General features: G+C 66.2%; 27 protein-coding genes. 11 read left to right on the top strand and 16 right to left on the bottom strand.

What is annotated here, in order from left to right:
- Positions 1–170: 170 nt before the first annotated feature.
- From leuS to holA, 3 genes are read left to right on the top strand one after another with little or no spacing between them, the layout of a single operon-like run.
- Positions 171–2,756, top strand: coding sequence for a leucine--tRNA ligase (gene leuS, locus VH88_RS08965; RefSeq protein ID WP_045810946.1), 2,586 nt, complete (start codon positions 171–173; stop codon positions 2,754–2,756).
- Complete coding sequence (gene lptE, locus VH88_RS08970; RefSeq protein WP_045810947.1) at positions 2,756–3,235, top strand: LPS assembly lipoprotein LptE; 480 nt, start codon at positions 2,756–2,758, stop codon at positions 3,233–3,235. Before leuS ends, lptE begins: the two co-directional genes overlap by 1 nt.
- A 7-nt stretch (positions 3,236–3,242) precedes the next feature.
- Positions 3,243–4,295 (top strand): DNA polymerase III subunit delta, encoded by a 1,053-nt coding sequence (holA, locus tag VH88_RS08975; protein ID WP_045810948.1) that lies wholly within the window; start codon positions 3,243–3,245, stop codon positions 4,293–4,295.
- A gap of 90 nt (positions 4,296–4,385) precedes the next feature.
- Here the strand turns inward: holA and VH88_RS08980 are convergent, their stop codons facing one another.
- From VH88_RS08980 to hemE, 11 genes are all read right to left on the bottom strand, one after another.
- Complete coding sequence (locus VH88_RS08980) at positions 4,386–4,568, bottom strand: hypothetical protein (RefSeq protein ID WP_045810949.1); 183 nt, start codon at positions 4,566–4,568, stop codon at positions 4,386–4,388.
- Between the two features lie 27 nt (positions 4,569–4,595).
- Positions 4,596–5,483, bottom strand: a complete 888-nt coding sequence (locus tag VH88_RS08985; protein WP_045810950.1) for a ParB/RepB/Spo0J family partition protein — start codon at positions 5,481–5,483, stop codon at positions 4,596–4,598.
- A gap of 37 nt (positions 5,484–5,520) precedes the next feature.
- Positions 5,521–6,342, bottom strand: a complete 822-nt coding sequence (locus VH88_RS08990) for a ParA family protein (RefSeq protein WP_045811025.1) — start codon at positions 6,340–6,342, stop codon at positions 5,521–5,523.
- On the bottom strand, positions 6,323–6,955 hold the full coding sequence (rsmG, locus tag VH88_RS08995; RefSeq protein ID WP_045810951.1) for a 16S rRNA (guanine(527)-N(7))-methyltransferase RsmG: 633 nt from the start codon (positions 6,953–6,955) through the stop codon (positions 6,323–6,325). The genes VH88_RS08990 and rsmG overlap by 20 nt, the downstream gene beginning before the upstream one ends.
- Positions 6,955–8,835: a tRNA uridine-5-carboxymethylaminomethyl(34) synthesis enzyme MnmG gene (gene mnmG, locus VH88_RS09000; protein WP_197071040.1), complete on the bottom strand. Its 1,881-nt coding sequence runs from the start codon at positions 8,833–8,835 to the stop codon at positions 6,955–6,957. The genes rsmG and mnmG overlap by 1 nt, the downstream gene beginning before the upstream one ends.
- 102 nt (positions 8,836–8,937) lie before the next feature.
- Entirely contained in the window at positions 8,938–10,245 is a 1,308-nt protein-coding gene (gene mnmE / locus VH88_RS09005) for a tRNA uridine-5-carboxymethylaminomethyl(34) synthesis GTPase MnmE (protein ID WP_045810953.1), read from the bottom strand.
- 36 nt (positions 10,246–10,281) lie between these two features.
- Entirely contained in the window at positions 10,282–10,506 is a 225-nt protein-coding gene (locus tag VH88_RS09010; protein ID WP_045810954.1) for a DUF6489 family protein, read from the bottom strand.
- An 83-nt stretch (positions 10,507–10,589) separates the two neighbouring features.
- Positions 10,590–12,023 carry a transcription termination factor Rho gene (gene rho / locus VH88_RS09015; RefSeq protein WP_045810955.1) on the bottom strand — a complete coding sequence of 478 codons (1,434 nt, stop codon included), beginning with the start codon at positions 12,021–12,023 and terminating at the stop codon, positions 10,590–10,592.
- A gap of 207 nt (positions 12,024–12,230) precedes the next feature.
- Positions 12,231–12,698 (bottom strand): CopD family protein, encoded by a 468-nt coding sequence (locus VH88_RS09020; RefSeq protein ID WP_045810956.1) that lies wholly within the window; start codon positions 12,696–12,698, stop codon positions 12,231–12,233.
- Entirely contained in the window at positions 12,695–13,756 is a 1,062-nt protein-coding gene (gene hemH / locus VH88_RS09025; protein ID WP_045810957.1) for a ferrochelatase, read from the bottom strand. The genes VH88_RS09020 and hemH overlap by 4 nt, the downstream gene beginning before the upstream one ends.
- Positions 13,753–14,811: a uroporphyrinogen decarboxylase gene (gene hemE / locus VH88_RS09030; RefSeq protein WP_045810958.1), complete on the bottom strand. Its 1,059-nt coding sequence runs from the start codon at positions 14,809–14,811 to the stop codon at positions 13,753–13,755. The genes hemH and hemE overlap by 4 nt, the downstream gene beginning before the upstream one ends.
- Positions 14,812–15,260: 449 nt before the next feature.
- Here hemE and VH88_RS09035 point away from each other — a divergent pair, with 449 nt between their 5' ends.
- Genes VH88_RS09035 through dnaQ form a run of 5 tightly spaced genes read left to right on the top strand, consistent with a single transcriptional unit; the run spans position 15,261 to position 18,965 of the window.
- Positions 15,261–16,130 (top strand): pyruvate, water dikinase regulatory protein, encoded by an 870-nt coding sequence (locus VH88_RS09035; RefSeq protein WP_045810959.1) that lies wholly within the window; start codon positions 15,261–15,263, stop codon positions 16,128–16,130.
- Complete coding sequence (locus tag VH88_RS09040; RefSeq protein WP_255360411.1) at positions 16,127–16,762, top strand: nucleoside triphosphate pyrophosphatase; 636 nt, start codon at positions 16,127–16,129, stop codon at positions 16,760–16,762. The genes VH88_RS09035 and VH88_RS09040 overlap by 4 nt, the downstream gene beginning before the upstream one ends.
- Positions 16,759–17,589 (top strand): shikimate dehydrogenase, encoded by an 831-nt coding sequence (locus VH88_RS09045; protein WP_045810960.1) that lies wholly within the window; start codon positions 16,759–16,761, stop codon positions 17,587–17,589. Before VH88_RS09040 ends, VH88_RS09045 begins: the two co-directional genes overlap by 4 nt.
- Complete coding sequence (coaE, locus tag VH88_RS09050) at positions 17,586–18,218, top strand: dephospho-CoA kinase (protein ID WP_045810961.1); 633 nt, start codon at positions 17,586–17,588, stop codon at positions 18,216–18,218. The genes VH88_RS09045 and coaE overlap by 4 nt, the downstream gene beginning before the upstream one ends.
- Positions 18,219–18,242: 24 nt before the next feature.
- On the top strand, positions 18,243–18,965 hold the full coding sequence (gene dnaQ, locus VH88_RS09055; protein WP_045810962.1) for a DNA polymerase III subunit epsilon: 723 nt from the start codon (positions 18,243–18,245) through the stop codon (positions 18,963–18,965).
- Between the two features lie 67 nt (positions 18,966–19,032).
- Here the strand turns inward: dnaQ and dapB are convergent, their stop codons facing one another.
- From dapB to dnaK, 3 genes are all read right to left on the bottom strand, one after another.
- Positions 19,033–19,782 carry a 4-hydroxy-tetrahydrodipicolinate reductase gene (gene dapB / locus VH88_RS09060; RefSeq protein WP_045810963.1) on the bottom strand — a complete coding sequence of 250 codons (750 nt, stop codon included), beginning with the start codon at positions 19,780–19,782 and terminating at the stop codon, positions 19,033–19,035.
- A complete protein-coding gene (gene dnaJ, locus VH88_RS09065) occupies positions 19,779–20,981 on the bottom strand; it encodes a molecular chaperone DnaJ (RefSeq protein ID WP_045810964.1) in 1,203 nt (400 codons plus the stop codon). Before dnaJ ends, dapB begins: the two co-directional genes overlap by 4 nt.
- A gap of 175 nt (positions 20,982–21,156) precedes the next feature.
- The gene (gene dnaK / locus VH88_RS09070; RefSeq protein WP_255353582.1) at positions 21,157–23,097 is read right to left on the bottom strand and encodes a molecular chaperone DnaK; all 1,941 of its coding nucleotides are present in this window, start codon (positions 23,095–23,097) and stop codon (positions 21,157–21,159) included.
- Between the two features lie 257 nt (positions 23,098–23,354).
- Here dnaK and VH88_RS09075 point away from each other — a divergent pair, with 257 nt between their 5' ends.
- From VH88_RS09075 to VH88_RS09085, 3 genes are read left to right on the top strand one after another with little or no spacing between them, the layout of a single operon-like run.
- Positions 23,355–23,723 (top strand): hypothetical protein, encoded by a 369-nt coding sequence (locus VH88_RS09075; RefSeq protein ID WP_045810965.1) that lies wholly within the window; start codon positions 23,355–23,357, stop codon positions 23,721–23,723.
- The gene (locus VH88_RS09080; protein WP_045810966.1) at positions 23,686–24,324 is read left to right on the top strand and encodes an alpha-ketoglutarate-dependent dioxygenase AlkB; all 639 of its coding nucleotides are present in this window, start codon (positions 23,686–23,688) and stop codon (positions 24,322–24,324) included. Before VH88_RS09075 ends, VH88_RS09080 begins: the two co-directional genes overlap by 38 nt.
- 43 nt (positions 24,325–24,367) lie before the next feature.
- Positions 24,368–25,126, top strand: a complete 759-nt coding sequence (locus VH88_RS09085) for a dienelactone hydrolase family protein (protein WP_231576632.1) — start codon at positions 24,368–24,370, stop codon at positions 25,124–25,126.
- A gap of 5 nt (positions 25,127–25,131) precedes the next feature.
- Here the strand turns inward: VH88_RS09085 and VH88_RS09090 are convergent, their stop codons facing one another.
- Entirely contained in the window at positions 25,132–25,596 is a 465-nt protein-coding gene (locus VH88_RS09090) for an OsmC family protein (protein WP_045810967.1), read from the bottom strand.
- Positions 25,596–26,639, bottom strand: coding sequence for a tryptophan--tRNA ligase (trpS, locus tag VH88_RS09095; RefSeq protein ID WP_045810968.1), 1,044 nt, complete (start codon positions 26,637–26,639; stop codon positions 25,596–25,598). The genes VH88_RS09090 and trpS overlap by 1 nt, the downstream gene beginning before the upstream one ends.
- Positions 26,640–26,703: the final 64 nt, after the last annotated feature.

Genomic DNA, 26,703 nt, shown 5'->3' on the forward strand with positions numbered 1-26,703 from the left:
GCACTCGCATTATTTTGGCGCTATCGCCATGCGGGCTACTTGAGCGCCGACTGGTTTAGTTTCGTCGGACCTGCTGGGAACGCCGAAACGTATTACTTCTTGGGCGCTGTCGTCCTTCGGGCTAGTTGAGCCGGGAGGGCGTCAGCGCCCTTTCGACTTTCAGGACGACCGTGGCCCGTTACGAACCCAAGACCGCCGAACCCCGCCAGCAGGCCCGATGGGCCGAGGCCTCCGCCTTCGTCACGAAGGACACCGGTCGGCCGAAATACTATGTGCTCGAGATGTTCCCCTATCCGTCGGGCAACATCCACATGGGTCACGCCCGCAACTATGTGATGGGCGACGTGGTGGCGCGGTCCAAGCGCGCGCAAGGGTACGACGTTCTGCACCCGATGGGCTGGGACGCCTTCGGCATGCCGGCCGAGAACGCGGCCATGGAGCGCGGCATCCATCCCAAGGGTTGGACCTATTCCAACATCGCCAACATGCGCGAGCAGCTGAAGCTGCTGGGTCTGTCGCTGGACTGGTCGCGCGAGTTCGCCACCTGCGACCCGGAATACTACGGCAAGCAGCAGGCTTGGTTCCTGGAGCTGTATCGGCGCGGTCTGGTCTATCGCAAGGATGCGGTGGTCAACTGGGATCCGGTCGACAACACGGTCCTGGCCAACGAACAGGTGATCGACGGACGCGGCTGGCGCTCGGGCGCCCTGGTGGAGAAGCGCAAGCTGAACCAGTGGTTCTTGCGCATCACCGACTATGCCGACGACCTGATCGACGGCCTGAAGACCCTGGACCGCTGGCCGGAAAAGGTCCGGCTGATGCAGGAGAACTGGATCGGCAAGTCCAAGGGCGCGACCCTGTGGTGGGATATCGCCGAGGCGCCGGCCTTCTTGCCCGCCTCCCCCGAGGGCGAACCCAACCACGCCCGCGATCCGATCGAGGTCTACACCACCCGCCCCGACACCTTGTTCGGCGCCAGCTTCCTGGCCCTGGCCCCCGATCATCCTCTGACCAAGGCCATCGCCGAACACCGACCGGACGTGGCGGACTTCATCAAGTCTTGCGCCCAGGCCGGCACCAGCGAAGCCGAGATCGAAAAGGCCGAGAAGCTAGGCGTGGATCTGGGCGTTCGCGTCCGCCATCCCTTCGATCCGGACAAGACCCTGCCCGTCTGGGCGGCCAACTTCGTGCTGTCGACCTATGGTTCGGGCGCCATCTTCGGCTGCCCGGCCCACGACCAGCGGGACCTGGATTTCGCCCGCAAATACGATCTGCCGGTGACGCCGGTGGTCAAATCCGACGACGCCGAGACGGTCGAGATCGGGACCGAGGCCTATGTCGGGCCGGGCCGCATCTTCAACTCCGGCTTCCTGGACGGAATGGACGTCGAGGCCGCCAAGGCCGCCGCCATCGCCAAGGTCGAGGCCGCCGGCCAGGGCCGCGCCGAAACCATCTACCGCCTGCGCGACTGGGGCGTTTCGCGCCAGCGTTACTGGGGCTGCCCCATCCCGATCATCCACTGCCCGTCGTGCGGCCCGGTGGAGGTTCCCGCCGACCAGCTGCCGGTCGTCCTGCCCGATGACGTGACCTTCGACGTGCCCGGCAATCCGCTGGATCGCCACCCGACCTGGAAGCACGTCCAATGCCCGTCGTGCGGCCAGGATGCGACGCGCGAGACCGACACGCTGGACACCTTCGTCGATTCCAGCTGGTACTTCGCCCGCTTCACCGACCCGACCGCCGCCGATCCGATCGACAAGGCCGCCGCCGACCGCTGGCTGCCGGTGGACCAGTATATCGGCGGGGTCGAGCACGCGGTGCTGCACCTGCTTTACGCCCGCTTCGTCACCCGCGCCCTGACCGACGCCGGCCTGATGTCGGTCAAGGAGCCGTTCGCCGGCCTGTTCACACAAGGCATGGTGGTCCACGAGACCTATCGCCGGGCCGACGGCGCCTGGGTCGAACCCACCGACGTCGACCTGCGCAACGACAACGGCGTGCGCAGCGCCCGCCAGATCTCGACCGGCGAGACCCTGACGATCGGCGACATCGAAAAGATGTCCAAGTCCAAGAAGAACGTCGTCGCCCCGGCCGAAATCCTGGAAAGCCACGGCGTCGACGCCGGCCGCCTGTTCGTCCTGTCCGACAGCCCGCCCGAGCGCGACGTGCAGTGGACGCCCGGCGGCGTCGAGGGCGCCAGCCGCTTCGTCCAGCGCACCTGGACCCTGTTCGACGGCTTTGATCCCGCGATCGCCGGCGACGACAAGGCCAACGCCGCGCTGCGCCGCGAGACGCACAAGGCCATCAAGGCTGTGTCCGAGGGCGTCGAAGGCTTCCGCTTCAACTCCGCCATCGCCAAGCTGTACGCCTTCGTCGCCACTGTGCGCGACAACACCAAGGCGGGCGGCGACGCCAAACGTCAGGCCCTGTCGGCTCTGGCCCGGCTTATCGCCCCCTTCACCCCGCACCTGGCCGAAGAAGCCTGGACGCGTCTGGGTGAGGACGGGATGGTTCTGGACGCACCGTGGCCTGTGTGGGACGCTGCGCTCGCGGCTGATGATCAGGTTGCCTTGCCCATTCAGATCAGCGGAAAACGTCGAAGCGAGGTCTGGGTGCCCATGAACGCGGACAATGCAAGCGTGGAAACAGCGGCCTTGGCCAACACTGCGATCCAGACCTACCTGACAGCCAACAATTTAACGGTCAGCAAAATCATCGTGGTGCCCAATCGCATTGTTAATCTGGTGACAAAGTAATGCGCGTCGCGACGGTCCTTGCGGTTCTGCTGTCGCTAGGACTGGCGGCGTGCGGCTTCACCCCCATGTACGCCGAACCGGCGACCGGATCGGCCCTGCGGCGCATCGCGGTCGAAACCCAGGACAACCGCCTGGGGTATCGGCTGCGCGAACAGCTGGAAGACGCCCTGGCCTGGGACCGCGGCGCGGCGCCCCTGTACCGCCTGACCACCCAGGTCGAGCAGAACCGTCGCTCGCTGGGCCGCCGGATCGACGACACCGCCACACGTTACGAACTGACGGTCAAGGCGACCTGGACCCTGACGCCCACGTCCGGCGCCGCGCCCGTCAGCGGCGTCGAGACGGTGACCACCACCTACGCCGCCGCCGACCAGCCCTATGCCGCCATCGCCGCCCAGCAGGACGGCGAGGAACGCGCCGCCGCCGAGCTGGCCCGCCTGATCCGGCTTGATCTGATGCAGGCGCTCTCGGGCCGGTGAGCCTCCGATGATCCTCGCCAAACGCCCCGAGATCGAGCGGTTCCTGAAGGCGCCGGATCCCGCCATCCGCGCGGCGGTCATCCACGGCAAGGACCGCTCTGGCGTCGCCGAACGCGCCGAGATCCTGTGCCGCACCGTCACGCCTGATCTGAACGACCCCTTCAACGTCACCGTCCTGACCGACAGCGACATCGACGCCGACGAGACCCGGCTGGAAGAAGCCCTGACCGCCATGTCCCTGATGGGCGGGCGCCGTCTGGTGCGCATCCGCCTTTCGATGCTGAAGCCCGGCGTGGACAAGGCTGTGGCCGCCGCCGTCAAGGTTCACGCCGCCGGCGGCTATAATCCCGACGCCATGCTGGTGGTCGAGGCCGATCAGCTGGGCCGCGAATCCACCCTGCGAAAGACCGCCGAGAAGGAGAACGGGGCCGTCGGCATCGTCTGCTATGAGGACGAGACCGGCGACGTCGCCCGCATGACGCGCGAGGCCCTGGCCGCCGACAAGGTCGGCCTGACCGCCGACGCCCTGGACCGGTTTGTCGCCCGTCTGCCGCGCGAACGGGGCCTGATGCGCCAGGAGATCGAGCGCCTGGCACTGTTCATCGGCCCCGGCTCTGGCCGCACCATCGACGTCGACCTGCTGGAGCAGCATCTGGGGGTCGAGCCTGACGCCTCCCTGTCCGATGCGGCGCTCCAGGCGTTCGGCGCACGCCCCGGCCCGGCCCAATCCGGCCTGCGTCGCGCCTTCGCCGAGGGCGAATCCTCGGTTCTGGCCGTGCGATCCGCCGCCCTGCACCTCGGAAAGCTGCGCCGAATCAATATCTTGCAGGCCAACGGCGCAAACGCCAAGGAGGCCGCCAAGGCCGCAGGCGTCTTCTGGAAACAGGAGGCTGAAATGCTGCGCCAGGCGCGATCCTGGCGTCTTGAGGCGCTGGACGAGGTTCTGGACAGCATCAACACCGCCGACGTCGCCACCAAGACGACCGGCATGCCGGATCAGCTGATCGCCGAACGCCTGCTGCTGGAAATCGCCGGCCGCGCCCGCCGCCTCGGCCTCTGACGAGACAGCCGGCGCGTCGCTTCCCCACCGCACGGAAAGGTGATGCGACGCCGCTTCCGCACCCCGACGAAGGGGCGCTCCAGGCGGCGATCAGCCCCGCTTCGACGCCTTGCGGAAGGCGGGCTTGGCCATGGCCACATTGCGCGCCGCGACGCTTTTTTCCTCGGCCTTGGCGCCGGGCTGGGCGCTGAAGCCATGCCCGGCCCTGGCCTTCTTGGCGGCGAGCGCCTGTCTCAGCTTGTCGGCGGCGGTGGGCGTCTTGTCTTCGGTCATGCGCCCATCCCTAGCACGTCTGCGTCCTCAGCCGCGCATCAAACGCCGGCACAGGTCATCCAGCTGCTCCAGCGAGCCGTACTGGATGGTCAGATCGCCCTTGCCGTTGCGATCCGACAGCTGGACCTTCAGGCCCAGGGCGTCGGCCAGGTCCTGCTGCAGGGCGACCACGTCGGCCGACCCCGCGCCCGCCTTGCTCCGGCCCGAAGACGCCTTGGTCGGCTTGGGCCCCTCGACCGCGCGCCGCGCCAGGGCCTCGGTCTCGCGCACGCTCAGGCCGTTGACGAAGGCGATATCGGCCAGCTCCGCCGGGTCGGGCGTGTTGATCAGCGCGCGCGCGTGACCGGCCGACAGCTTGCCCTCGCGCACATAGAACAGCACCCGCTCGGGCAGTTGCAGCAGGCGCAGGGTGTTGGCGACATGGCTGCGGCTCTTGCCCACGACGCCCGCAACCGCGTCCTGCGTCCGGCCAAACCGCTCCATCAGAACGCGATAGGCCTCGGCCTCTTCCAGCGGATTCAGGTCGGCGCGCTGGACGTTCTCGACGATGGCGACCTCGAACACCTCGACGTCGTCCATCTCGTGGATCACGATCGGCACCTCGGTCAGGCGCGCGGCCTGCGAGGCGCGCCAGCGGCGTTCGCCAGCGATGATCTGCCAGACGCCGTCCTCGCCCGGCTGGCTGCGCACCAGGATGGGCTGCAGCACCCCCTTGTCGCGGATCGAGGCGGTCAACTCCTCCAGATCCTCCTGACGGAAGGTCTTGCGCGGCTGGTCGGGATTGGGTTTCAGGCTCTCGATCGGCACGCGCTGCACGCCGGCCGGCACGGGCGCGTCGGGCGCCGTCGGCGCCTCTGCGTTCTCGCCCATCAATGCCGACAGGCCGCGGCCCAGACCTCTTTGTCGTTCAGCCAAGATACGGTTCCGTTTCTGTCAAATCTTGAGGGGCGGCTCAGGCCGCCAGCTTCAGCCGTTCGCGTTCGCGCTTCACCACTTCGCGCGCCAGACGCAGATAGGCCTGGCTGCCGGCGCATTTCAGATCATAGATCAGGGCCGGCTTGCCGAACGACGGCGCCTCGGCCACGCGCACATTGCGTGGGATGACGCTGTCATAGACCTTGTCGCCGAAGTGGGCGCGCACATCATTGGCCACCTGCCCCGACAGGGCGCTGCGGCGATCGAACATGGTCAGGACCAGACCCTGGATTTCCAGCGCCGGGTTAAGGCTGTGCTTGACCATGTCGACGGTGCGCATCAGCTGGCTTAGGCCCTCCAGCGCAAAGAATTCACACTGCAGCGGCACCAACACCGCATCCGCCGCCGCCATGGCGTTCAGCGTCAGAAGGTTCAACGACGGCGGACAGTCGATCAGCACATAGTCATACGCGGTAGGGCCGTCGTCGTGCGACCGCAGCGCGTCACGCAGCCGATAGGAGCGGCGATCAGCCTGGCTTAGTTCGATTTCCACGCCCGACATGTCGGCGTCGGCCGGCACGATCCACAGGCCGGGAACGGTCGTCTGGACCGCCGCATCGTCGATCGACCGCTTGTCGACCACCACGTCGTAGATGGTCACGCGCCGTGTTTCACGTGGAACACCCAATCCGGTGGAGGCGTTGCCCTGCGGGTCCATGTCCACGATCAGCACCTTTTCGCCGATCGCCGCCAGGGCCGTGCCCAGATTGATGGCGGTCGTCGTCTTGCCCACGCCGCCCTTCTGGTTCGACACGGCAAGGACCCGGGCGGGCTGCTTCTTACGACCTGGTGCGGGCACGTCGAACACTCCGGATTGTCACGATGCGGCCGCGCGGGTCGCTCTGCGACGGGGCCAGTTCAGCTTCGAAATGCCAGGATTTCCCCGCCTCGATCAACTCGGATTCGGCCTTTTCGCCCTTCAGAAACAGACCTTGTGCACCCCTTTGAAAGTAGGGCTGTGCATAACCCAACAGTTTGTCCATCGGGGCCACGGCGCGGGCGGTGACGATGTCACACGTCACGGACTGCGCTTCAGCCCGACCGACGATGACCGTTGCCGGCAAGGACAGCGCATCCACCACTTCCTGAAGAAATCGACAGCGCTTCGCCAAGCTATCGATCAGCCAGACATGCGCCCCTTCCCGCCCCTTCAGCATGATGGAAAGGACCAGTCCGGGAAAGCCGGCCCCTGCCCCCATATCCGCCCAAGTCTTCGCGTCCGGCGCTAGATCCAGCAGTTGCGCACTATCCCAGACATGGCGGTTCCAGAAGTCCGGCAGACTGTCCGGGCCGACCAGATTCATCACCGCATTGGCCTCGACCAACCGCAGTCGAAAGGCCTCGAGGTCGGCGATCTGTTCCGCAGATGCATTGGCGCGTACGCGGAACGCCTCTTGTTCTGCCTCCAACATCAAGCGGCGACCGACGCCTTGGGCGCGCGCTTCACATAGGCCAAGAGCGCCGTCAAAGCGCCAGGCGTCATGCCCTCGATCCGGCCAGCCTGGCCCAAGGTGCGCGGTTGGACGCGCGCCAGCTTTTCCTTCACCTCATTCGACAAGCCGCCAACGACGCCATAGTCGAGATCGGTCGGAAGCGTCAGTCCCTCCTCCGCCTTCAGCGCATCCACACCCTGCGACTGTCGATCCAGATAGTTGGCGTAGCCAGCGTCGATTTGAATCTGCTCGCGAACATCATCGGTCCAGTCGCCGATGACGGGCACGGCCGAAACGAACTGATCCAAAGTCACATCGGGGAAGGCGAGCAGTTCGCGCATCGACCGTCGCCGACCGTCAGCATTGACCGAAATGCCGAGCGCGCCAGCCTCGTTGGGCGTGAACAGTGTTTCACGTGAAACAGCACTCGCTGCCGCAAGCGCCGAGGCCTTGGCGTCAAACCGAATGCGCCGCTCATTGCCGACGATGCCCAGCTCGATCGCAAAGGGTGTGAGCCGAAGGTCGGCATTGTCCGCTCGCAGGGTCAGCCGGTATTCCGCTCGGCTTGTGAACATCCGATACGGTTCGGTGACGCCGCGCGTCACCAGATCGTCGATCATGACGCCGATATAGGCCTGATCACGCCCCAGGATCACCGGCTCCTGCCCGGCCGCTGACCGCGCGGCGTTCAGCCCCGCCATCAGACCCTGAGCCGCCGCTTCCTCATAGCCGGTCGTGCCGTTGATCTGTCCGGCAAGATACAGCCCGGGACGCTTCTTGACCTCCAGCGCCGCTGTCAGCTCGCGCGGATCGACGTAGTCGTATTCGATGGCGTAGCCGTATCGGAAAACCTCAACCGCTTCCAGGCCGGGAATGGTGCGTAGGAAGGCGAGTTGCGTCGGCTCCGATACCGAGGTCGAAATTCCATTCGGATACACCGTCGGATCGTCCAAGCCTTCCGGCTCCAGGAAAATCTGATGGCTGGTCTTGTCGGCGAACCGAACAACCTTGTCCTCGATCGACGGACAATACCGCGGCCCCCGTCCCGACAGCTTGCCGCCATAGACAGCGCTCTCGCCCAGATTCTCCGCGATGATCCGGTGAGTCTCTTCGGTCGTGTGGGTCACGCCGCAGGCGATCTGAGGCACGTCGATCCGGTCGGTCAGGAATGAAAAGGCTGACGGCGTATTGTCCGCTTCCTGCATTTCCAGCCGGTCCCAGGCGATCGTCCGACCGTCCAGGCGTGCGGGCGTGCCTGTCTTCAGACGTCCCATCATCAGGTCGGCGGCATGAAGATCGGCGGCCAGACCCGTCGAGGGCTCCTCACCATGCCGCCCCGCCGGCGTTCGCTCGTCGCCGCGATGGATGACCCCGTTCAGGAAGGTGCCGGTCGTCAGGACGACTGCCGCAGCCCGAACCGTCTCTCCGTCGCCGGTCACGACGCCGACGACCCGATTACCTTCAAGAATAAGCCGCTCGGCCGTCCCCGCCATCAGAGTCAGGTTGGGCGTGCCCTTCAGTTCGGCCTGCATGGCCTCGCGGTAGAGGCGGCGGTCGATCTGGCTGCGCGGGCCCCGAACGGCGGCGCCTTTGGATCGGTTAAGCAGGCGGAATTGGATGCCGGACACATCGGCCAGCCGTCCCATGACGCCGTCCATGGCGTCGATCTCGCGAACCAGATGGCCCTTCCCCAGCCCTCCGATGGCCGGGTTGCACGACATCTCGCCAATCGTCTCCAGCTTCTGGGTCAACAGAACCGTGTTGGCGTCGGCGCGCGCAGAAGCCGCCGCCGCTTCACAGCCGGCATGGCCGCCGCCGATAACGACGACGTCGAACACGAGATCAGAGGAAGAATTCATGGCCGCCACATAAGCCAAAACGCGTATGATCGCCAGAGGTGGGCTAATCGGATCGGCTCGCGACCCGCCTCTGTTTCACGTGAAACGCTGGTATGGCTGGACCTACTTTCCGATACAAAAGGTCGAGAAGACTTCGCCCAGAATGTCCTCGACGCCGATCGCACCGGTGACGCGGGCCAGAGCGTCGGCAGCCCGTCTCAGATCATCGCCAGCCATTTCCGGCGCGACATTGATCGCAACGCGCGCGGCGTCGACGCTTTCCAGCGCCTCAAGCAAACGCAGCCGATGCCGTTCCTGGGTCACAGCTGGGAAGTCAGCGCCTGACAGATCTTGCGCAAGACGGGCAGCAATCCAGTCCCGAAGCTCGGCCAAGCCATCGCCAGTGGTGGTGCTGACCGCCAGAGTCTCATGGACGCCGCGTGCTAAACTGAGGCCAAGGTCGGACTTGGTCGCCACGATCAGATCGTCATCCTTGACGTAACCTGCAGCCACCCCTTCAGGGTCGCCAGGCGCACGGATCCAAAGACGCAAGTCGGCTTGTTCGGCGCGCATCCGGGCGCGGCGCACACCCTCTGCCTCGACCGGGTCATCGCTGTCTCTCAAGCCAGCCGTATCCGACAAGGTCACGGCATAGCCGCCGATCACCAGATCGGCGTCCAGCACATCACGCGTGGTGCCGGCGATCGGCGTCACGATGGCCGCTTCACGCGCAACCAGCGCATTGAACAGCGACGACTTGCCGGCGTTCGTCTCTCCGATCAGGACGATGCGATAGCCTTCCCTCACCCGTTCGCCACGCCGCCCCGTATCGACCGCGCGTCGCAGGTCGGCGCCGAGTCGGTCCAGCACTGGCCCCGCCGTACGGGCCAGATTGTCCGGCACCTCTTCATCGGGAAAATCGATCTCCGCCTCGACCAAGGCCAAGGCTTGAAGAAGGTCACGACGGAAACCGGCATAGGTCTCGCTCAGTTTTCCGTCCAACTGCCCCAAGGCTTGTTTGGCCTGGGCGCTGGTTTCTGCATCGATCAGATCGGCGACCGCCTCGGCCTGCGCCAGATCCATGCGGCCGTTCTGGAAGGCGCGGCGCGTAAACTCGCCGGGGTCGGCCGGGCGCAAGCCCAGCGCGATCAAGGCGCGGCTGGCGGACTCGACAATCGCCCGACCGCCGTGAAGATGCAGCTCGGCGGCATCCTCACCCGTATAGCTGTTGGGCGCGACGAAACGCAGCACCAGCGCTTGGTCGATGTGATCGCCGGCATGGCTGAGATCGCGCACGGACGCCATGCGCGGTTTCACGCGGGTTGCGCCCAGCGCCGTCAACGCGGTCTCGACGCCGGGGCCCGACAGACGGATCACCGCAATGGCCCCTTGGCCGGACGGCGTCGCCAAGGCGAAGATGGTGTTGATCATCAACTCAGACCGAGCGGCTCCGAAGCGAGCGCGTGCTCACTTCACCGCCGCTTCCATCAGCCGACGGAACTGGTCATGGGCCTGGAGGCCGAAGCTGGTCCAGGTTTTCATCAGTTCGTCAGGCTGCATAGCGGCGACATTGGCCTCCATCCGCTTCTGCATCTCCGCGACCATGGCGTCGTTCAGCGGCGTCACGTCCGGCAGACCGAGGAATGCGCGCGCCTCCGCCGGTGTGCACTCGACTTCCACATTGACCTTCATTGCGCGATTTCCTGTTTCACGTGAAACGCTTCTTCCATCCTGACGCCGCACGCGCGGCGCGCGGCTACCTCAGGAAAAACGGATCAGGTGTTCATCGACTGGAAGAAGTCCGAGTTGTTCTTCGACTGACGAAGCTTGTCGAGTAGGAACTCGATCGCGTCCTGCGGACCCATGGGGTTCAGGATGCGGCGCAGGACATAGGTCTTGGCCAGCTGATCCTTCGGCGTGATCAGGTCCTCCTTGCGGGTGCCGGACTTCAACACGTCGATGGCGGGGAAGATGCGCTTGTCGGCGACCTTGCGATCCAGCACGATTTCCGAGTTGCCGGTGCCCTTGAACTCTTCGAAGATCACTTCGTCCATGCGGCTGCCGGTGTCGATCAGGGCCGTGGCGATGATGGTCAGCGAACCGCCCTGCTCCACATTGCGGGCCGCGCCGAAGAAGCGCTTGGGCCGTTGTAGGGCGTTGGCGTCCACACCGCCCGTCAGCACCTTGCCCGACGAGGGGACGGTGGCGTTGTAGGCCCGGCCCAGACGCGTGATGGAGTCGAGCAGGATCACCACGTCCTTCTTGTGCTCGACCAGACGCTTGGCCTTTTCGATCACCATTTCGGCGACCGCGACGTGGCGGGTGGCCGGCTCGTCGAAGGTGGAGGCGACAACCTCGCCCTTCACCGTGCGCTGCATGTCCGTCACTTCTTCGGGACGTTCGTCGATCAGCAGGACGATCAGCAAGACTTCCGGGTGGTTCCGCTCGATCGACTTGGCGATGTTCTGCAACATCACCGTCTTACCCACGCGCGGCGGCGCCACGATCAGGCAGCGTTGGCCCTTGCCCAGAGGCGCGACGATATCGATGACCCGGCCGGAGCGATCCTTCAGCGTCGGATCCTGGATTTCCATGTGCAGCCGCTCTTCGGGATAGAGGGGCGTCAGGTTGTCAAACAGGACTTTGGTCTTGACCGCTTCGGGGTCTTCCAGATTGATCGTGTCGACCTTGAGCAAGGCGAAGTAGCGTTCGCCTTCGCGCGGCGCGCGGACGGCCCCGTGGACGGTGTCGCCCGAACGCAGGCCGAAGCGGCGGATCTGCGACGGCGAGACATAGACGTCGTCCGGCCCCGGCAGATAGTTGGCGTCCGAGCTGCGCAGAAAGCCGAAGCCGTCCGGCAGGATTTCCAGCACGCCGTCGGCGATGATCTCGACTTCTTCGTCGGCCAGGGCCTTCAGGATCGCAAACAGCAAATCCTGTTTGCGCAGGTTCGAGGCGTTCTCGACCTCCAGCTGTTCGGCGAAGGCGACCAGGTCGGCCGGGGTCTTCTCGTTCAGTTCGGCGAGTGTGATGCGGCCGTTGGCGACGACGGGCTCGCCGTCCTCTTCGTCGTCCGCCGTCGTATCCACGCCGGAATCGGCGCCCGCCGCCTCGCCGGCTTCGTGCGCGGCCCCGTGATGGGTGGGGATTTCAACCTCCACGCCTTCGGTCTCGGGGGTGTCGGTGTTGGTGTCGCGGACGTCGGTCATGATGCAGGCTCGCGGGCGCACGCGGCCAGACGGCTGCGGCGCGGGTCTCTGAAAATGTCTGGCCGTAAGGCCGAAGGGATGTGCGACGGGCTCCCGCTGGCTACAAGGCCTGCAGGCGTCACGAAAGAGAGGGACTGCCGGCGCAGGACGCCAAACGGTTCGCCGCCAGCGGAACCACAGGCGGCGGGTCAGGTCAAGCGGAGCCGCTTAACGGAACGTCCACTCGGTCGTCACCGAAAGCACCATGACGATCGCCAGAACGAACGGAACCTCATTCGTCATGCGCCAGAACTTGCCCGAATATTTCGACGTGCCGGCCGCGATCTTCTTCCTTTGGGCCGCCAGGAAGCCATGCCAGCCGCTGAGCAGGAAGACGCCCGCCAGCTTGGCGACCATCCACGGCTCGGCCAGGAAGGCGGCGCCGCGCGCCGAGACGTCGAGATGGATCAACCACAGACCGAAGACCCAGGCCAGGATCATCGCCGGGGTCAGTATGATGCGCAGCAGCCGCGTCTGCCACAGGCGCAGCAGGCCCTGCATCTCGCTTATCAGCGGTTCGGACTTGGCGTTCTGCTCGGCGTCATAGGCGTAGAGCCGAGGCAGGAACAAAAGGCCCGCCATCCAGGCGATCACCGCCAGAATGTGCAGCCCGCGTGCGAGATCGTAGGTGTTCATGCCGCCTGCCTTGCCTTGCGATGCGGACAGGCCTTCCAGTCCGCCTTGCACCCCTGACCGAACGGCGCGACGCCTCTGTAGGACAGTGCGTCCACCGCCGCATCGGCCAAGGCGTCGATGAACAGCGGCGCGATCCCGACCGCCGGCGCCCGCAAATAAGGACTGGCCCCTTTTTCGTGGGCCAGTTCGCCGTATTCAATATCCAGCTCGACCAGGGTCTCGATATGCTCCGAGACGAAGGCGATAGGCGTGACGACGACGCCGACGCCGTCCTTGGCCGCCGTTTCAATGGCTTCAGGCGTTGACGGGCCCAGCCATTTCATCGGTCCGACGCGGCTCTGGTAGCAGATGGCGTGGTCGATCGGCCCGCGCTGCGCCTCGATGGCGGCGACGACGGCGGCGACCGTCGTCTCGATCTGCTCCTGATAGGGATCGCCTTTGCCGGTCACCAGCGTCTCGGGAATGCCGTGGGCGGAGAACAGCACCCGCACCGGCTGGCCCACCGCCTCGTCCAGCTTCTCACCGATCGCCTTGGCCTGGGCCTCGACCCAGCCTGTCGCGGCCGGATAGCAGCAGACAGCGCGGCTGACGCCCGGCCCGGCATAGGCGGCGTTCCAGGCCTTCAACGAGGATTCCGTCGTCGTGGTCGAAAACTGCGGATAGAGCGGCAGCAGGACGACTTCGTCGGGTCCGAACGCGGCGACCTCGGCCGCCGTCTCTTCGGTCAGCGGATGCCAGTAGCGCATGGCGATGAAGACCTTGACCTCATCGCCGCCCAGCCGCGCGCCAAGCACCGCCTGCAAAGCCTCGGCCTGCCGACGGGTCTCAGGCAGCAGCGGCGATCCGCCGCCCATCAGGGCGTAGTTGGCCTGGGCGCTGGTTTCGCGCCGGCTGGCGATCAGCTTGGCCAGAGGCGTGCGGAAAATCCCCGGAAGACCGATGATGGCCGGATCGTTGAACAGGTTGAAAAGGAACGGCTTGACCGACGCCTGATCGTCCGGCCCGCCCAGATTGAACAGCACCACCGCAATGCGGCGGCCGGGATTCGCATCGCTCATTGGGCGCCGATCCGTCTCAGAGCCTGTTCGACATGGTCGATCGGCACGTCCGGCAAAATGCCGTGGCCCAGGTTGAACAGCCAGGGCCCCTGCCCCCAGGCCTCCATCAGCTGATCGACGCGTCGGTCCAGCAGATCCCCGCCGGCGCGCAACAACAGCGGGTCGAGCGCCCCCTGGATCGGCTTGATCTGCTGCACGCGTTTACCGACCTCGAGCGGGCAGGCGGTGTCCAGGGCGACGGCGTCGACCTCGACCGCCTCAGCATACCGCTCTGCAAGCGCCGCAGAGCCCCTTGGGAAGCCGATGAGGGGTACGGTGACCCCCAGCTCCCGCGTACGCTTCACCAGCGCCTGGTGGGGCTTCAGGACCAGTCTTTCGAACAGATCGTCCGGCAGACCCTCGGCCCAGCTCTCGAAGATCTTCAGAACCTGGGCGCCGGCGTCGGCCTGCATCTTCAGATATCGGGCCGTGGCCTCGACCAGAACCTCCAGCGTCTCATCGACGCGCTCGGGATCGGCATAGGCATAGGTGCGGGCCTGGGCGCGCTCGCCCTTGCCGATGGTGCGCGCCTGGCCGTCCAGCATATAGGTCGCCACGGTCCAGGGCGCGCCGGCGAAGCCGATCAGGGCCCGCTCAGGCTCCAGGGTCGCGCGCACGATCGACAGGGTCTCGCCCACCGCCGACAAATGCTCGCCTGCCGCCGGAGCGAGCTCGGCCATCCGACCCGGGATCGGCATTTCGCCCAAACGCGGCCCCTCCCCCGTCTCGAACCAGACGTCCTGGCCCAGGGCGCGCGGGATCAGCAGGATGTCGGCGAAGACGATGGCCGCATCGAAGCCGAACCTCCGCATGGGCTGAAGCGTCGCCTCGGCGGCCATTTCGGGGTTCAGACAGAAGGCGATGAAGTCGGGCGCCTCGGCCCTCAGCTTGCGATACTCCGGCAGATACCGACCGGCCTGGCGCATGAACCACACCGGCGGACGCTCCAACGTCTCCCCGCGGAGAGTCCGAAGCACCAGGGGTGTCGGATCGGCAGTCTGGGTCTGATCGGTCATGCCGGAGGATTAAGGTCACAGCCCCCCGCTCTCAATCCCTAATCAGATTAAGAATTAAAAGATTCGAAGTGGCAGGTAGGGCGGTGGAATGGCGGGGATGACTCGATCGCCGGCGGCGGAACAAAAGCGGATATCCACGCCTGGCGTATCCTTAACGGGGATGTCGAAACGACTGATCCCGCCGGTGGACAATCCCTAACGAAACCTTAACGGTCAAGGGTTTGCGGGGGCTTGCGGCTGTGAACGCGGTTAAGCGTCGTTAACCTTTCATTAGGATTTTCCACAGCGGTTGGAAATTCGGTTTTCCGCCTTGGGATGATCCAGCGGCCGACGACCGATGCGATCCACCATCATCCCCGCTCGCGGGCGGATCGATCAGCGGCTAAGAAAACGGCGCCCCGACGGTCCAACGCCGTCCCCCAACTTTCAACAGGGAGACAGACAGTCTCATGAGCCCTGCGAGACCCTCGGGACCGGCCCGTCTGGCCACCTATTTCCACGTTCACCTGGTGTCGGACTCCACCGGCGAGACCTTGAACGCCATGGCCAAGGCGGTGACCGCGCGTTTCGACGGCGTCATTCCGATCGAGCACATCTATTCCCTGGTGCGATCGTCAAAGCAGATGGAGCGGGTGCTGCAGGAAGTGGAGTCCGCGCCGGGCGTCGTTCTCCACACCCTGGTCGACCGTGATCTGCGCGAGCAGCTGGAAGAAGGCTGCCGTCGCCTGGACATGCCCCAGATCGGCGCGCTGGATCCCTTGGTCGGCGCCATGTCGCGCTATCTCGGCGCGGCCCTGTCCACGCGCGTCGGCGCCCAGCACGCGCTGGACCACGACTATTTCAACCGTATCGCGGCGCTGGACTTCGCCATGGCCTACGATGACGGCCAAGGTTCGCTGGATCAGCTGGAGGGCGCCGACGTTGTTCTGTGCGGGGTCAGCCGGACGTCCAAGACCCCGACCTGCATCTATCTGGCCCACCGGGGCATCCGGGCGGCCAACGTGCCTCTGGTGCCGGGTCAGGAGGACGGCGAGCGGCTGACCAAGCTGAAGAATCCCTTGGTGATCGGCCTGACCGTGTCGCCGGATCGGCTGGTTCAGATCCGCCGCAACCGCATCGACAATCTGAACGCCAGCCAGTCGTCGAACTACACCGACCAGGACGCCGTGCGTGACGAGACGATCAAGGCCCGGCGGGCCTTCGAGCGGCGCGGTTGGCCAACCATCGACGTGACCCGCCGCTCGGTGGAGGAGACGGCGGCGGCGATCACCAATCTGCTGAGCGAACATCGCAACCACAAGATCGGGACGACTTGGTGAAAAGCATTCCTGCTGCGCTATCGCCCTCCGGGCTGCTTGAGCACGGAACTCTCATCCTGGCGTCCAAGAGCGCGGCTCGCCGCGCCATGCTGGAAAACGCCGGCGTCGCCTTCGAGGTGCGCGTCGCCGATGTGGACGAGGACGCCATCAAGGCCGTCTCGACCGACCTGGACGCCGCCGCCCTCGCCGTTCGTCTCGCGGAAGCCAAGGCCCTGGCCGTTTCGCGCGACGACGAGACCGCCTGGGTGCTGGGCTCGGATCAGACCCTGGCCTTTGACGGCGGCCTGGTCTCCAAGGCCAGGTCTCTGGACGCGGCGCGCGAGCGGCTGAAGGCCATGCGCGGCAAGTCTCACCAACTGCACTCCGGCGCAGCGCTGGCGATCAAGGGCCAGATCGTCTGGTCCGGCGTCGATACGGTTCAGATGCGGATGCGCGATTTCTCCGACGCCTTCCTCGACGCCTATCTGGCGGCGGAGGGCGAAGCCCTGCTGTCCTGCGTCGGGTCCTACCGGCTGGAGGGGCTGGGCTCGCAGCTGTTCGAAGCGGTAGACGGCGACTATTTCACAGTGCTGGGTCTGCCGCTCTGGCCGGTGTTGAAAGAGCTGCGTCGGGCGGGGTTGATCGTGGCATGAGCACGCACCGCATAACCGGGGCCGCCATGGTCGCCGGGATCGCCGGAAATCCGGTCGCCCATTCGCTCAGCCCGGTCATCCACAACGCCTGGATGGCGGCCGGCGGGATCGACGGCGCCTACGTCCCCTTCGCCCCTGCCGATGCGGCCGGGTTCGAGGCGCTGGTCGCGGCGGGACGTGCCGGTCTGATCATGGGACTGAACGTCACCGCGCCGTTCAAGGAACAGGCCTTCGCCCTGGCGGATCAGGCGACGGTGGCGGCGCGGCTGACGTCCTCGGCCAACATCCTGCAGTTCGAAAACGGGCGGGTGCTGGCCGACAGTTCCGACGGGATCGGCCTGATGCGCGGCCTGAGGGAACAGGCGCCGGACCTGGACGTGGCCGGGCGGCCGGTGGTGATGCTTGGCGCCGGCGGCGCGGCCCGCGCAGGGTCCGGCGCCCTGGTCGAGGCCGGCGCCGAGGTGCGCATCGTCAACCGTTCGCCCGAACGCGCCGAGGCTTTGGCCGCCGATCTCGGGCCGTCGGTTCGGGTCATGACGGCCGAGGCCGCTTTCGACGGCGCAGCCTTGGTCATCAATGCGCTCAGCGTTGCGCCCAGCATCGACTTCGACCGGATCGCCTCCGGCACGGTGGTGATGGACATGACGTACAAGCCATTGGCCACGCCGTTCCTGACGGCGGCGCGCAAACGCGGCCTGCCGACCGTGGATGGATTGGCCATGTTGATCGGCCAGGCGGCGCCGTCGTTCGAAGCCCTGTTCCGCCGCCCGCCGCCGCCTCTCGATCTTCGCGCCCTGTTGATGACCTATCTGGGCGAGACGGCATGATCCTGCTCGGCCTCACCGGCTCCATCGGCATGGGCAAGTCGACGACGACGGCCATGTTCGCCGACCTGGGCGCGGTCGTCTGGAACGCCGACGATGCAGTTCACCGCCTCTATGCGCCAGGCGGTGCGGCGGTCGGTCCGGTAGGCGAAGCCTTTCCCGGGGTCGTCGTGGACGGCGCGGTCGATCGCACGCGTCTGGCCGAGGCGCTTGGGAAAGACGAGACCGCCTTTCGACATCTGGAAACCATCGTCCACCCCCTGGTCGCCCAGGGGCGCGCGGCCGATCTGGAGGCGGCGCGCACGGCCGGTGTGAAACTGGCGGTTCTGGACATCCCCCTGCTGTTCGAGACGGGTGGGGACAGGGCTGTCGACGCCGTGGTTGTGGTCACCGCCGATCCGGCGATCCAGGCGGAGCGTGTTCTGGCCCGTCCCGGCATGACCCGCGAACGGTTCGACGCCATCCTGGCGCGCCAGATGCCGGACGCCGAAAAGCGCGCCCGCGCCGATTTCGTCATCAACACCGGCCGGGGTTTGGAGGCTGCTCGGGCCGAGGTCGAGGCGATCGTCGCCGCCGTTCTCGACCCGTCGTGGATATCTCCCCGGCGCGGCGCGGCGAGCCTTTCGCGCTGAGGCGAATGCCGCCATTAAGGGTGAATGGCGCGCGAGATCGTTCTGGATACCGAAACCACCGGCTTCGACCCCAAGACGGGCGACCGGCTGATCGAGGTCGGCTGTATCGAGATTCAGGATCTGCTGCCGACGGGGCGGACCTTCCATCGGTTCGTCAATCCCGAGAGGCTGATCCCGCCCGACGCCATCCGGGTTCACGGCATCACCGACGAAAAGGTCAAGGATGCGCCCAAGTTCGCCGAGATTGCCGACGAGCTGATCGAATTTATCGGCGATGCGCAGATGATCGCCCACAACGCCGCCTTCGACCGCAACTTCATCGACTTCGAATATGCGCGGTGCGGCCGGCCGATCACCGGCGAGGCGCGCTGGATCGATACGCTGAAACTGGCCCAGACGCGGTTTCCGGGCATGCCCAACTCGCTGGACGCCCTGTGCAAACGCTACAAGGTGTCGCTGGTCGAGCGGACGCTGCACGGCGCCCTGATCGACGCCCGTCTGCTGGCCGAGGTCTATCTGGAGCTTCGCGGCGGCAAGGAGCGGGTGCTGGACCTGTCGTCCGCGCCGGTCGGTCGTGGTCCCGGCGGCGCCATCGAAACCGCCGCCTACGGCCAGCGTCCCCGCCCTCTGGCGCCACGCTCCACGCCCGAGGAACAGGCCGCCCACGTCGCCTTCCTCGCCAAGGCGCTGAAGGATCGCTCGCTGTGGGAAGCCTACGGCCTGCCTGTTCAGGAAGACGCGGCTTAATCTCTTTTAGCGCTCAAGTCGTGAGCGACCGCGTCGCGACCATAGCGCGGCGCGCAGCGCCCCAGGCTTAAGCCTGCCGAAAGCCAAGCACGTCCTGCATGTCATAGAGACCGGGGCCGCGCGTCCGCACCCAGGCGGCGGCGGCGACCGCGCCCTTGGCGAACAGCGACCGATCGATCGCCGAATGGCTCAGGGTCAGCACCTCGTCTTCCGATGCGAACAGCACCGTATGCTCACCGATGATGCCGCCGGCGCGGATGGAGGAGAAGCCGATCTTGCCGCTCTCACGCTCGCCCTGGACCCCGTCGTAGGGTTTGGAGCGCAGGTCATCCAGATCCGCGAACCGCCCCTCGGCGGCGGCTTCGCCCAACATCAGGGCCGTGCCCGAGGGTGAATCGACCTTGCGGCGGTGGTGGGCCTCGGTGATCTCGATGTCCCAGTCCTGGGCGTCCAGACGCTGGGCCGCGTGCTGGACCAGGCCGATCAGGATGTTCACGCCCAGAGAGAAGTTGCCGCTCTTGACGATGGCGACCTTCTCGGCGGCCTTCATCAGGTCGGCCTCCTGCTCGTCCGTGAAGCCGGTCGAACCGATCACCAGGGCCGGGCCGCCCCGCTCGGCTGCGCCCTGGGCCAAGGCCACCGAGGCGGCCGGGGTCGAGAAGTCGATGATTACGTCGCACAGCGACAGGTCGGCGGTTTCGCCCCAATCGAAGCGGGCGGCGACCACCACGTCCTCGCGGGCGTCCAGAACCTGAGAGACCGCACGCCCCATCCGGCCGCGATAGCCGGAAATGCCGGCGTGGAAGATTGCGCTCAAACCGCGTTCTCTTTCGACCCGTCCGCGTCCTGATTGCCCAGGATGTCGGCCCAGAAACGCTTCGCCTTTCCGGCAAAGCTGGAATTCCTGGGGTTCTGCCCCTCCCCGAACGACAGGGCAAGCTCTTCCAGCAACTCACGCTGGCGCGCGGTCAGATCGGTGGGCGTCTCGACGAACAGCTCGACAACCAGATCGCCGCGGTTGCGGCCGTTCAGATGAGGCATGCCCTTGCCCTTGATGCGCACGGTCTTGCCGGTCTGGGCGCCGGCCGGCACGGCGACCGAGGCCTTGCACTTGCCGTCGCAGGCCGTGGAGACCAGGCAGGGCGCGTCGATTTCGCCGCCCAGGGCCGCCACCGTCATCGGCACGGGCACGGTGACCAGCAGGTCCAGGTTGTCGCGCTCGAACAGGTCGTGCGGCGTGACCGAGATGAAGACGTACAGATCGCCGCGCGGTCCGCCGCGCTGGCCCGCATCCCCCTCGCCCGACAGACGGATGCGCGAACCGTCGTCCACGCCGGCCGGGATTTTCAGGTTCAGGGTGCGGGTTTTGCGAACCTGGCCATGCCCGTGGCAGGTGGTGCAGGGATCGGCGATCATCTGGCCCTGGCCGTGGCAGCGGGGGCAGGTGCGTTCGACCTGGAAGAAGCCGTTGGCCTGGCGCACGCGACCGGCGCCCTGGCAGGTGGTGCAGGTGACGGGCTTGGTGCCCGGCTTGGCGCCCGACCCCTCGCAGGTGTCGCAGGTCATGGTCGAGGGGATGTCGATCTCGACGTCTTCGCCCTTGTAGGCCTGCTCCAGGGTGATCTCCAGATCGTAGCGCAGGTCCGAGCCCCGGCGCGGTCCGCCCTGCTGGCCCCGGCCCTGGCGTCCGCCGAAGGCGTCGCCGAACGCATCGCCGAAGACCTGGGAGAAGATGTCGTTGATGTCCGAAAAGCCCTGGCCGCCCTGGCCGAAGGGATTGCCGCCCCCGCCGCCGTTCACGCCCGCATGGCCGTAACGATCATAGGCCGCGCGCTTGTTGTCGTCCGACAGCACCGTATAGGCCTCGGACAGTTCCTTGAACTTGGCCATCGATTCTTCCGAGCCGCCGTTGCGGTCGGGGTGGTGAACCATGGCCAGCTTGCGGTAGGCGGCTTTCAGGCCGGGGGCGTCGATCGTGCGTTCGACACCCAGAACTTCGTAATAATCACGCGCCATCGGGCGTTCGTCCTCATACTTCCCCGTTCGCTTTCGCCTCGCCTCTTATCGAGCGTTGGTCGAAATCGATGTCCCGGCTGACATGGGGTCCGGGACCAATGATGCAAGTTTCATGAAAAGGCCCCGCCTATCGCAAGACAAGCGGGGCCGTATCATTTCAGCGACCTGTGACGGATCAGGCGCTCTTCTTGTCGTCGCCGTCCGTGTCCGACACTTCCTCGAACTCGGCGTCGACCACGCCGTCGTCGGCCGGCTGGCCTTCGGCGGCGGCGTCGCCCTGCTGCTGGGCGTACATGGCTTCACCCAGCTTCATCGAGGCCTGGACCAGGGTGTTGGTCTTGGCGCGGATGTCTTCCGGGTCGGTGCCTTCGCGCGCAGTCTTCAGCTCGGCCAGGCCGGTCTCGATGGCCGTCTTCTCGTCCGCGCCCACCTTGTCGCCGTGCTCGGCCAGGGCCTTTTCGGTCGAATGGATCAGGCTGTCGGCGGCGTTCTGCGCCTCGACCAGATCCTTCTTGGCCTTGTCGGTGGCGGCGTTGGCCTCGGCTTCCTTGACCATCTTGTCGATGTCGGCGTCCGACAGGCCGCCGTTCGCCTGGATGCGGATCGACTGCTCCTTGTTGGTCGCCTTGTCCTTGGCCGAGACGTTGACGATGCCGTTGGCGTCGATGTCGAAGGCGACCTCGATCTGCGGCATGCCGCGCGGCGCCGGCGGAATGCCCATCAGGTCGAACTGACCCAGCATCTTGTTGTCCGACGCCATCGGACGCTCGCCCTGGAAGACCCGGATCGTCACGGCCGACTGGTTGTCGTCGGCGGTCGAGAAGGTCTGGCTCTTCTTGGTCGGGATCGTCGTGTTGCGCTCGATCAGAGGCGTGAACACGCCGCCCAGGGTTTCGATGCCCAGGGTCAGCGGCGTCACGTCCAACAGCAGCACGTCCTTGACGTCGCCTTGCAGAACGCCGGCCTGAACGGCGGCGCCCAGGGCCACGACTTCGTCAGGGTTCACGCCCTTGTGCGGCTCCTTGCCGAAGAAGGCCTTCACGGCTTCCACGACCTTGGGCATGCGGGTCATGCCGCCGACCAGCACCACTTCGTCGATGTCCGAGGCCTTCAGGCCGGCGTCGGCCAGGGCCTTCTTGCACGGCTCGATCGTGCGCTGGACCAGATCCTCGACCAGGCTTTCCAGCTTGGCGCGCGTCAGCTTGATGTTCAGGTGCAGCGGACCCGAGGCGTTCATGGTGATGAACGGCAGATTGACCTCGTACTGGGTCGTGGTCGACAGCTCCTTCTTGGCCTTTTCGGCCTCTTCCTTCAGGCGCTGCAGGGCCAGCTTGTCCTGCCGCAGGTCGACCGACTGCTCCTTCTTGAACTCGTCGGCCAGGTAGTCGACCAGACGCAGGTCGAAGTCTTCGCCGCCCAGGAAGGTGTCGCCGTTGGTCGACTTCACCTCGAACACGCCGTCGCCGATCTCCAGGATCGAGACGTCGAAGGTGCCGCCGCCCAGGTCGTAGACGGCGATCTTCTGGCCGTCGTTCTTTTCCAGACCATAGGCCAGGGCCGCCGCGGTCGGCTCGTTGATGATGCGCAGCACTTCCAGGCCGGCGATTTTGCCGGCGTCCTTGGTCGCCTGACGCTGGCTGTCGTTGAAGTAGGCCGGCACGGTGATCACGGCCTGGGTGACCTTGTCGCCCAGATAGGCCTCGGCCGCTTCCTTCATCTTGGTCAGGGTGAAGGCCGAAATCTGCTGCGGAGAATAGTCCTTGCCGAAGGCGCGCACCCAGGCGTCGCCGTTCGGGCCCTTGACGATCTCATAGGGCACCATGCCCTTGTCCTTGGCGACGACGGGATCATCGAAATTGCGGCCGATCAGGCGCTTGATCGCGAAGAAGGTGTTGGACGGGTTGGTGACGGCCTGGCGCTTGGCGGGTTGGCCCACCAGCACTTCCGCGCCGTCCTGGATCGCCACGACCGACGGGGTCGTGCGGTTGCCCTCGGCGTTTTCGATCACCTTCGGCGTCTTGCCGTCCATGACGGCGACGCACGAGTTGGTGGTGCCCAGGTCGATGCCGATAATCTTGGCCATGTGTTCTTCAGTCTCTCTGGTTCGGCGGGCGATGCGGCGGCCTTCGACGAAGCGCCGCGCGTGACCGCCCCCGGTTGGGTTGGCGTGGATCAGGCTGGATAGCCCCAAGTTTCGCGGGGTTTCTCCGAAGCTGGCCCCGATATGGGAAAATCCCCCCCGCCCGCAAGGGCGTTATGCGATTCAACGCTTTCGAAGAACGGTGAAATTCGAAGATGCGCAGATTGCGATCATCAGGCATAAGATTTGCCATCGCGCTCTGGGGACCGCGATGAAGGAAGGGAGAGGAAACAATGATCAAGACCATGCTCAAGGCGGCCGTCGCCGCGGCCGTTCTGATCGGCTCTGCGGCCGCCGCCGCGCCGCCTGCTGGGGCGCCGGTCATCCAGTCGCGTGACGGCTATGATCGGCACGTCACCATCAAGAACCGCACCGGCTGGACCATGCTGCGCTTCTACGCGTCGGATTCACGCAGCGACGACTGGGAAGAGGACATCCTGGGCTCGGACGTTCTGGAAAGCGGGCAGGATGTGCGCATCAACATCGATGACGGCTCGGGCGCCTGCATCTATGACTTCAAGGCCGAGTTCACCAACGGTCAGGAGCTGACGCGGTCGCGCATCAATGTCTGTGAGGTCAGCGAATACACCTACACCCGTTGAGGTGAAGACCGCCGTCGAGGGCTTCCGGCTCTGGCCGGGGGCGCTCGATGCCGCGGCGCAGGCTGATCTGGTCGCCGAGGTGTTCGCCCGGCTTGATGACGCGCCGCTGTATCGGCCGACCACGCCGGGCGGGCGGCCTTTTTCGGTTCAGATGACCAACTTCGGTCCGCTGGGCTGGGTCTCCGACCGGGGCGGCTATCGCTATCAGTCGACCCATCCCGAGACCGGGCGACCCTGGCCGGCGATCCCGACTGTGCTGCTCGATCTGTGGCACGCCACGGTCGGCTGGCCCACGCCGCCGGACGCCTGTCTGGTCAATCTGTATCGCGATGCGGCGAAGATGGGCCTGCACCAGGACAAGGATGAGGCCGATCTCGGCGCGCCCGTCCTGTCGGTGTCGCTAGGGGACACGGCGACGTTCCGCATCGGCGCGGCGGAGGGCGGACGCACCACGACGTTGAGGCTGGACAGCGGCGACGTCTGCGCCCTGACCGGACCCGCCCGCCTTGCCCGTCATGGCGTCGACCGCGTTCTGGCCGGATCGTCGCGCCTGATCCCCGGCGGCGGCCGGCTGAACCTGACGCTGCGCTGCGCCGGTTGAGCACCGGATTTTTGGACTGGCTTTCGCCGGCAAGCTGCGGCGTATGTCGAAGATGGATGATCTGAAGCGCCGTTGGGCCCGGCTTGAGCCCCATGTCACCGTCGTGGGCTCGGACGACGATCGGCCCCGTCCTGCCGTGCTGATGTTCCATGGCTGCGGGGGTCTGCGTGATCATCTGCCCCGCTATGCCGAGGTCGCCAAGGCGGCGGGCTGGCGCGCCTTCATCGTCGATTCCTATGGCCCTCGCGGATGGGGCCGGGTCTTCACCTTGGCGGCGGTCTGCACGGGTCTGTCGTTCCGGGGCTATGAGCGGGTGGGCGACGTGCTGGCGGCGATCCAGGGCGTTTCGGCCCGCCCCGATGTCGATGCGAAGAAGCTGGCCCTGGCCGGCTGGAGCCACGGCGGCTGGTCGATCATGGAGATGATGAGCGGCGCGCCGACGCCCGGCGCCTTTGGCGTGACCGATCCCGCCGAGGCCGATCTGTCCGGTGTCAAGGCGGTGTGGCTGGCCTATCCCTACATCGGACCGTTCGCCTTCAACCGGCTGAAGCCCTGGCGGCATTGCCCGCGCGTCCTGGCCGTCACCTGCAAGCGCGACCACCTGACGACCGTTCGCAACGCCGAGCAGGTCAACGCCATGATCCGCAACTGCGGCTCCCAGGTCGAAAGCTGGATCGCCGGGGGAACCCACGCCTTCGACGAACCGACCAACAACGGCCCCATGCGCCACGATCCGGAACTGACGACCGAAGCCCTGCGCCGTTTTGGCGCCTTCCTGACCGACGCCGTCCCACACGGCTGAGCCGCCTAGCCGACCGTCGCCTCGACCGTGATCGTCGCGCGGACCGAATGGGCCATTTCGCAATGGTCGTGCGCCTGGTGATGCAGGGCGTCGATCTCGGCCTGATCGGGCTCGCGGCCGGTGAAGCTGGTGAAGGGGCGCAGCGTTACCTCGGCGAGGTAACGTTTGCCGTTTGGGTCCTTGTCCATCTTCCCTGAGGCCTCGTCGACATAGGTGTCAACCACCAGACCGGCGTTGGCGGCGAAGGCCAGGAACCACAGCATGTGACAGCTGGACAGGGAGGCGATCATCGCCTCCTCCGGATCGACGCCGGCCGGATCGGACATCGGCATAGGCACGCTGGAGGGCGCCGAAGACCCCGGCACCACCGCCCCGCCATCGAAGCTCCAGGAATGGGCGCGGCTGTAGCCTTTGTCCAAAAAGGGCTGGTCGCCGCGGGTCCAGACGACCTTGGCCTCGTAGACGCCCATTACACCCTCCAGAAGCCGACGATCTTCTTGACCTCGTCCACCACAGGATCGGCGACCTCGGCGGCGCGCTCGGCCCCGCCCTTCAGCACGCGGTCGATTTCGGCCGGGTCGTCCATCAGGCGGCGCATCTCGGCCGTCACGGGCGCCAGGGACGACACCGCCAGGTCCGCCAGCGCCGGCTTGAAGGCGCCGAAACCCTGACCGCCGAACTGCGCGATCACCTGTTCGCGGGTCAGGCCCGCCAGCGCCGCATAGATGGCGACCAGATTCTTGGCCTCGGGCCGTTCGTTCAGGCCGTCCAGGGTTTCCGGCAAAGGCTCGGGGTCGGTCTTGGCCTTCTTGATCTTGGAGGCGATCGTGTCGGCGTCGTCGGTCAGATTGATGCGGCTGTTGTCGGACGGGTCCGACTTGGACATCTTGGCCGCTCCGTCCCGCAGGGACATGACGCGGGTCGCCGGCCCCTGGATGATCGGCTCGGGCACGGGGAAGAAGCCGGAAACGCCGAAGTCGTTGTTGAACTTCGCGGCGATGTCGCGGGTCAGCTCCAGATGCTGCTTCTGGTCCTCGCCCACCGGCACTTCGGTGGCCTTGTACAGCAGGATGTCGGCCGCCTGGAGCACGGGATAGGTGTAGAGACCGACCGAGGAGCGTTCCTTGTGCTTGCCCGACTTCTCCTTGAACTGGGTCATCCGGTCGAGCCAGCCGAGGCGGGCGACGCAGTTGAAAATCCAGGCCAGTTCCGCATGGGCGCGCACGGCCGACTGCGGGAAGATGATCGCCTTTTCCGGATCCAGGCCCGAGGCCAGATAGGCGGCGGCGATCTCGCGCGTCTGGGCCGTCAGTTTGGCCGGATCCTGCCACACGGTGATGGCGTGCATGTCGGCGACGAAGACATAGACCGGCGCGCCCTGGTCCTGCAGCTCCACGAACCGCTTCAGGGCGCCGAGGTAGTTGCCCAGGTGCAGCGCGCCTGAGGCCTGGATGCCGGACAGGATGCGGCGCGGGCCGTCATAAGTCGCAACGGCGGGGGTCTGGTCGGTCATGGGATCGGGTCTCGGAAGGTCGAAAGGCAGGCGTGGCGGGGCAGGCGGCGGTTCAGCCGCGCCA

The sequence above is a fragment of the Brevundimonas sp. KM4 genome (assembly GCF_000964075.1).
In the GTDB taxonomy this organism is placed as follows: Bacteria; Pseudomonadota; Alphaproteobacteria; order Caulobacterales; family Caulobacteraceae; genus Brevundimonas; species Brevundimonas huaxiensis.

Coding starts and splice junctions, on each gene's coding strand:
- lptE (WP_045810947.1), top strand. CDS start 2,756: ATGCGCGTCGCGACGGTCCTTGCGGTTCTGCTGTCGCTAGGACTGGCG.
- holA (WP_045810948.1), top strand. CDS start 3,243: ATGATCCTCGCCAAACGCCCCGAGATCGAGCGGTTCCTGAAGGCGCCG.
- VH88_RS08980 (WP_045810949.1), bottom strand. CDS start 4,568: ATGACCGAAGACAAGACGCCCACCGCCGCCGACAAGCTGAGACAGGCG.
- rsmG (WP_045810951.1), bottom strand. CDS start 6,955: ATGTTGGAGGCAGAACAAGAGGCGTTCCGCGTACGCGCCAATGCATCT.
- mnmG (WP_197071040.1), bottom strand. CDS start 8,835: ATGAATTCTTCCTCTGATCTCGTGTTCGACGTCGTCGTTATCGGCGGC.
- mnmE (WP_045810953.1), bottom strand. CDS start 10,245: ATGATCAACACCATCTTCGCCTTGGCGACGCCGTCCGGCCAAGGGGCC.
- VH88_RS09010 (WP_045810954.1), bottom strand. CDS start 10,506: ATGAAGGTCAATGTGGAAGTCGAGTGCACACCGGCGGAGGCGCGCGCA.
- rho (WP_045810955.1), bottom strand. CDS start 12,023: ATGACCGACGTCCGCGACACCAACACCGACACCCCCGAGACCGAAGGC.
- VH88_RS09020 (WP_045810956.1), bottom strand. CDS start 12,698: ATGAACACCTACGATCTCGCACGCGGGCTGCACATTCTGGCGGTGATC.
- hemH (WP_045810957.1), bottom strand. CDS start 13,756: ATGAGCGATGCGAATCCCGGCCGCCGCATTGCGGTGGTGCTGTTCAAT.
- hemE (WP_045810958.1), bottom strand. CDS start 14,811: ATGACCGATCAGACCCAGACTGCCGATCCGACACCCCTGGTGCTTCGG.
- VH88_RS09035 (WP_045810959.1), top strand. CDS start 15,261: ATGAGCCCTGCGAGACCCTCGGGACCGGCCCGTCTGGCCACCTATTTC.
- VH88_RS09045 (WP_045810960.1), top strand. CDS start 16,759: ATGAGCACGCACCGCATAACCGGGGCCGCCATGGTCGCCGGGATCGCC.
- coaE (WP_045810961.1), top strand. CDS start 17,586: ATGATCCTGCTCGGCCTCACCGGCTCCATCGGCATGGGCAAGTCGACG.
- dnaQ (WP_045810962.1), top strand. CDS start 18,243: ATGGCGCGCGAGATCGTTCTGGATACCGAAACCACCGGCTTCGACCCC.
- dnaJ (WP_045810964.1), bottom strand. CDS start 20,981: ATGGCGCGTGATTATTACGAAGTTCTGGGTGTCGAACGCACGATCGAC.
- VH88_RS09075 (WP_045810965.1), top strand. CDS start 23,355: ATGATCAAGACCATGCTCAAGGCGGCCGTCGCCGCGGCCGTTCTGATC.
- VH88_RS09080 (WP_045810966.1), top strand. CDS start 23,686: ATGTCTGTGAGGTCAGCGAATACACCTACACCCGTTGAGGTGAAGACC.
- VH88_RS09085 (WP_231576632.1), top strand. CDS start 24,368: ATGTCGAAGATGGATGATCTGAAGCGCCGTTGGGCCCGGCTTGAGCCC.
- VH88_RS09090 (WP_045810967.1), bottom strand. CDS start 25,596: ATGGGCGTCTACGAGGCCAAGGTCGTCTGGACCCGCGGCGACCAGCCC.
- trpS (WP_045810968.1), bottom strand. CDS start 26,639: ATGACCGACCAGACCCCCGCCGTTGCGACTTATGACGGCCCGCGCCGC.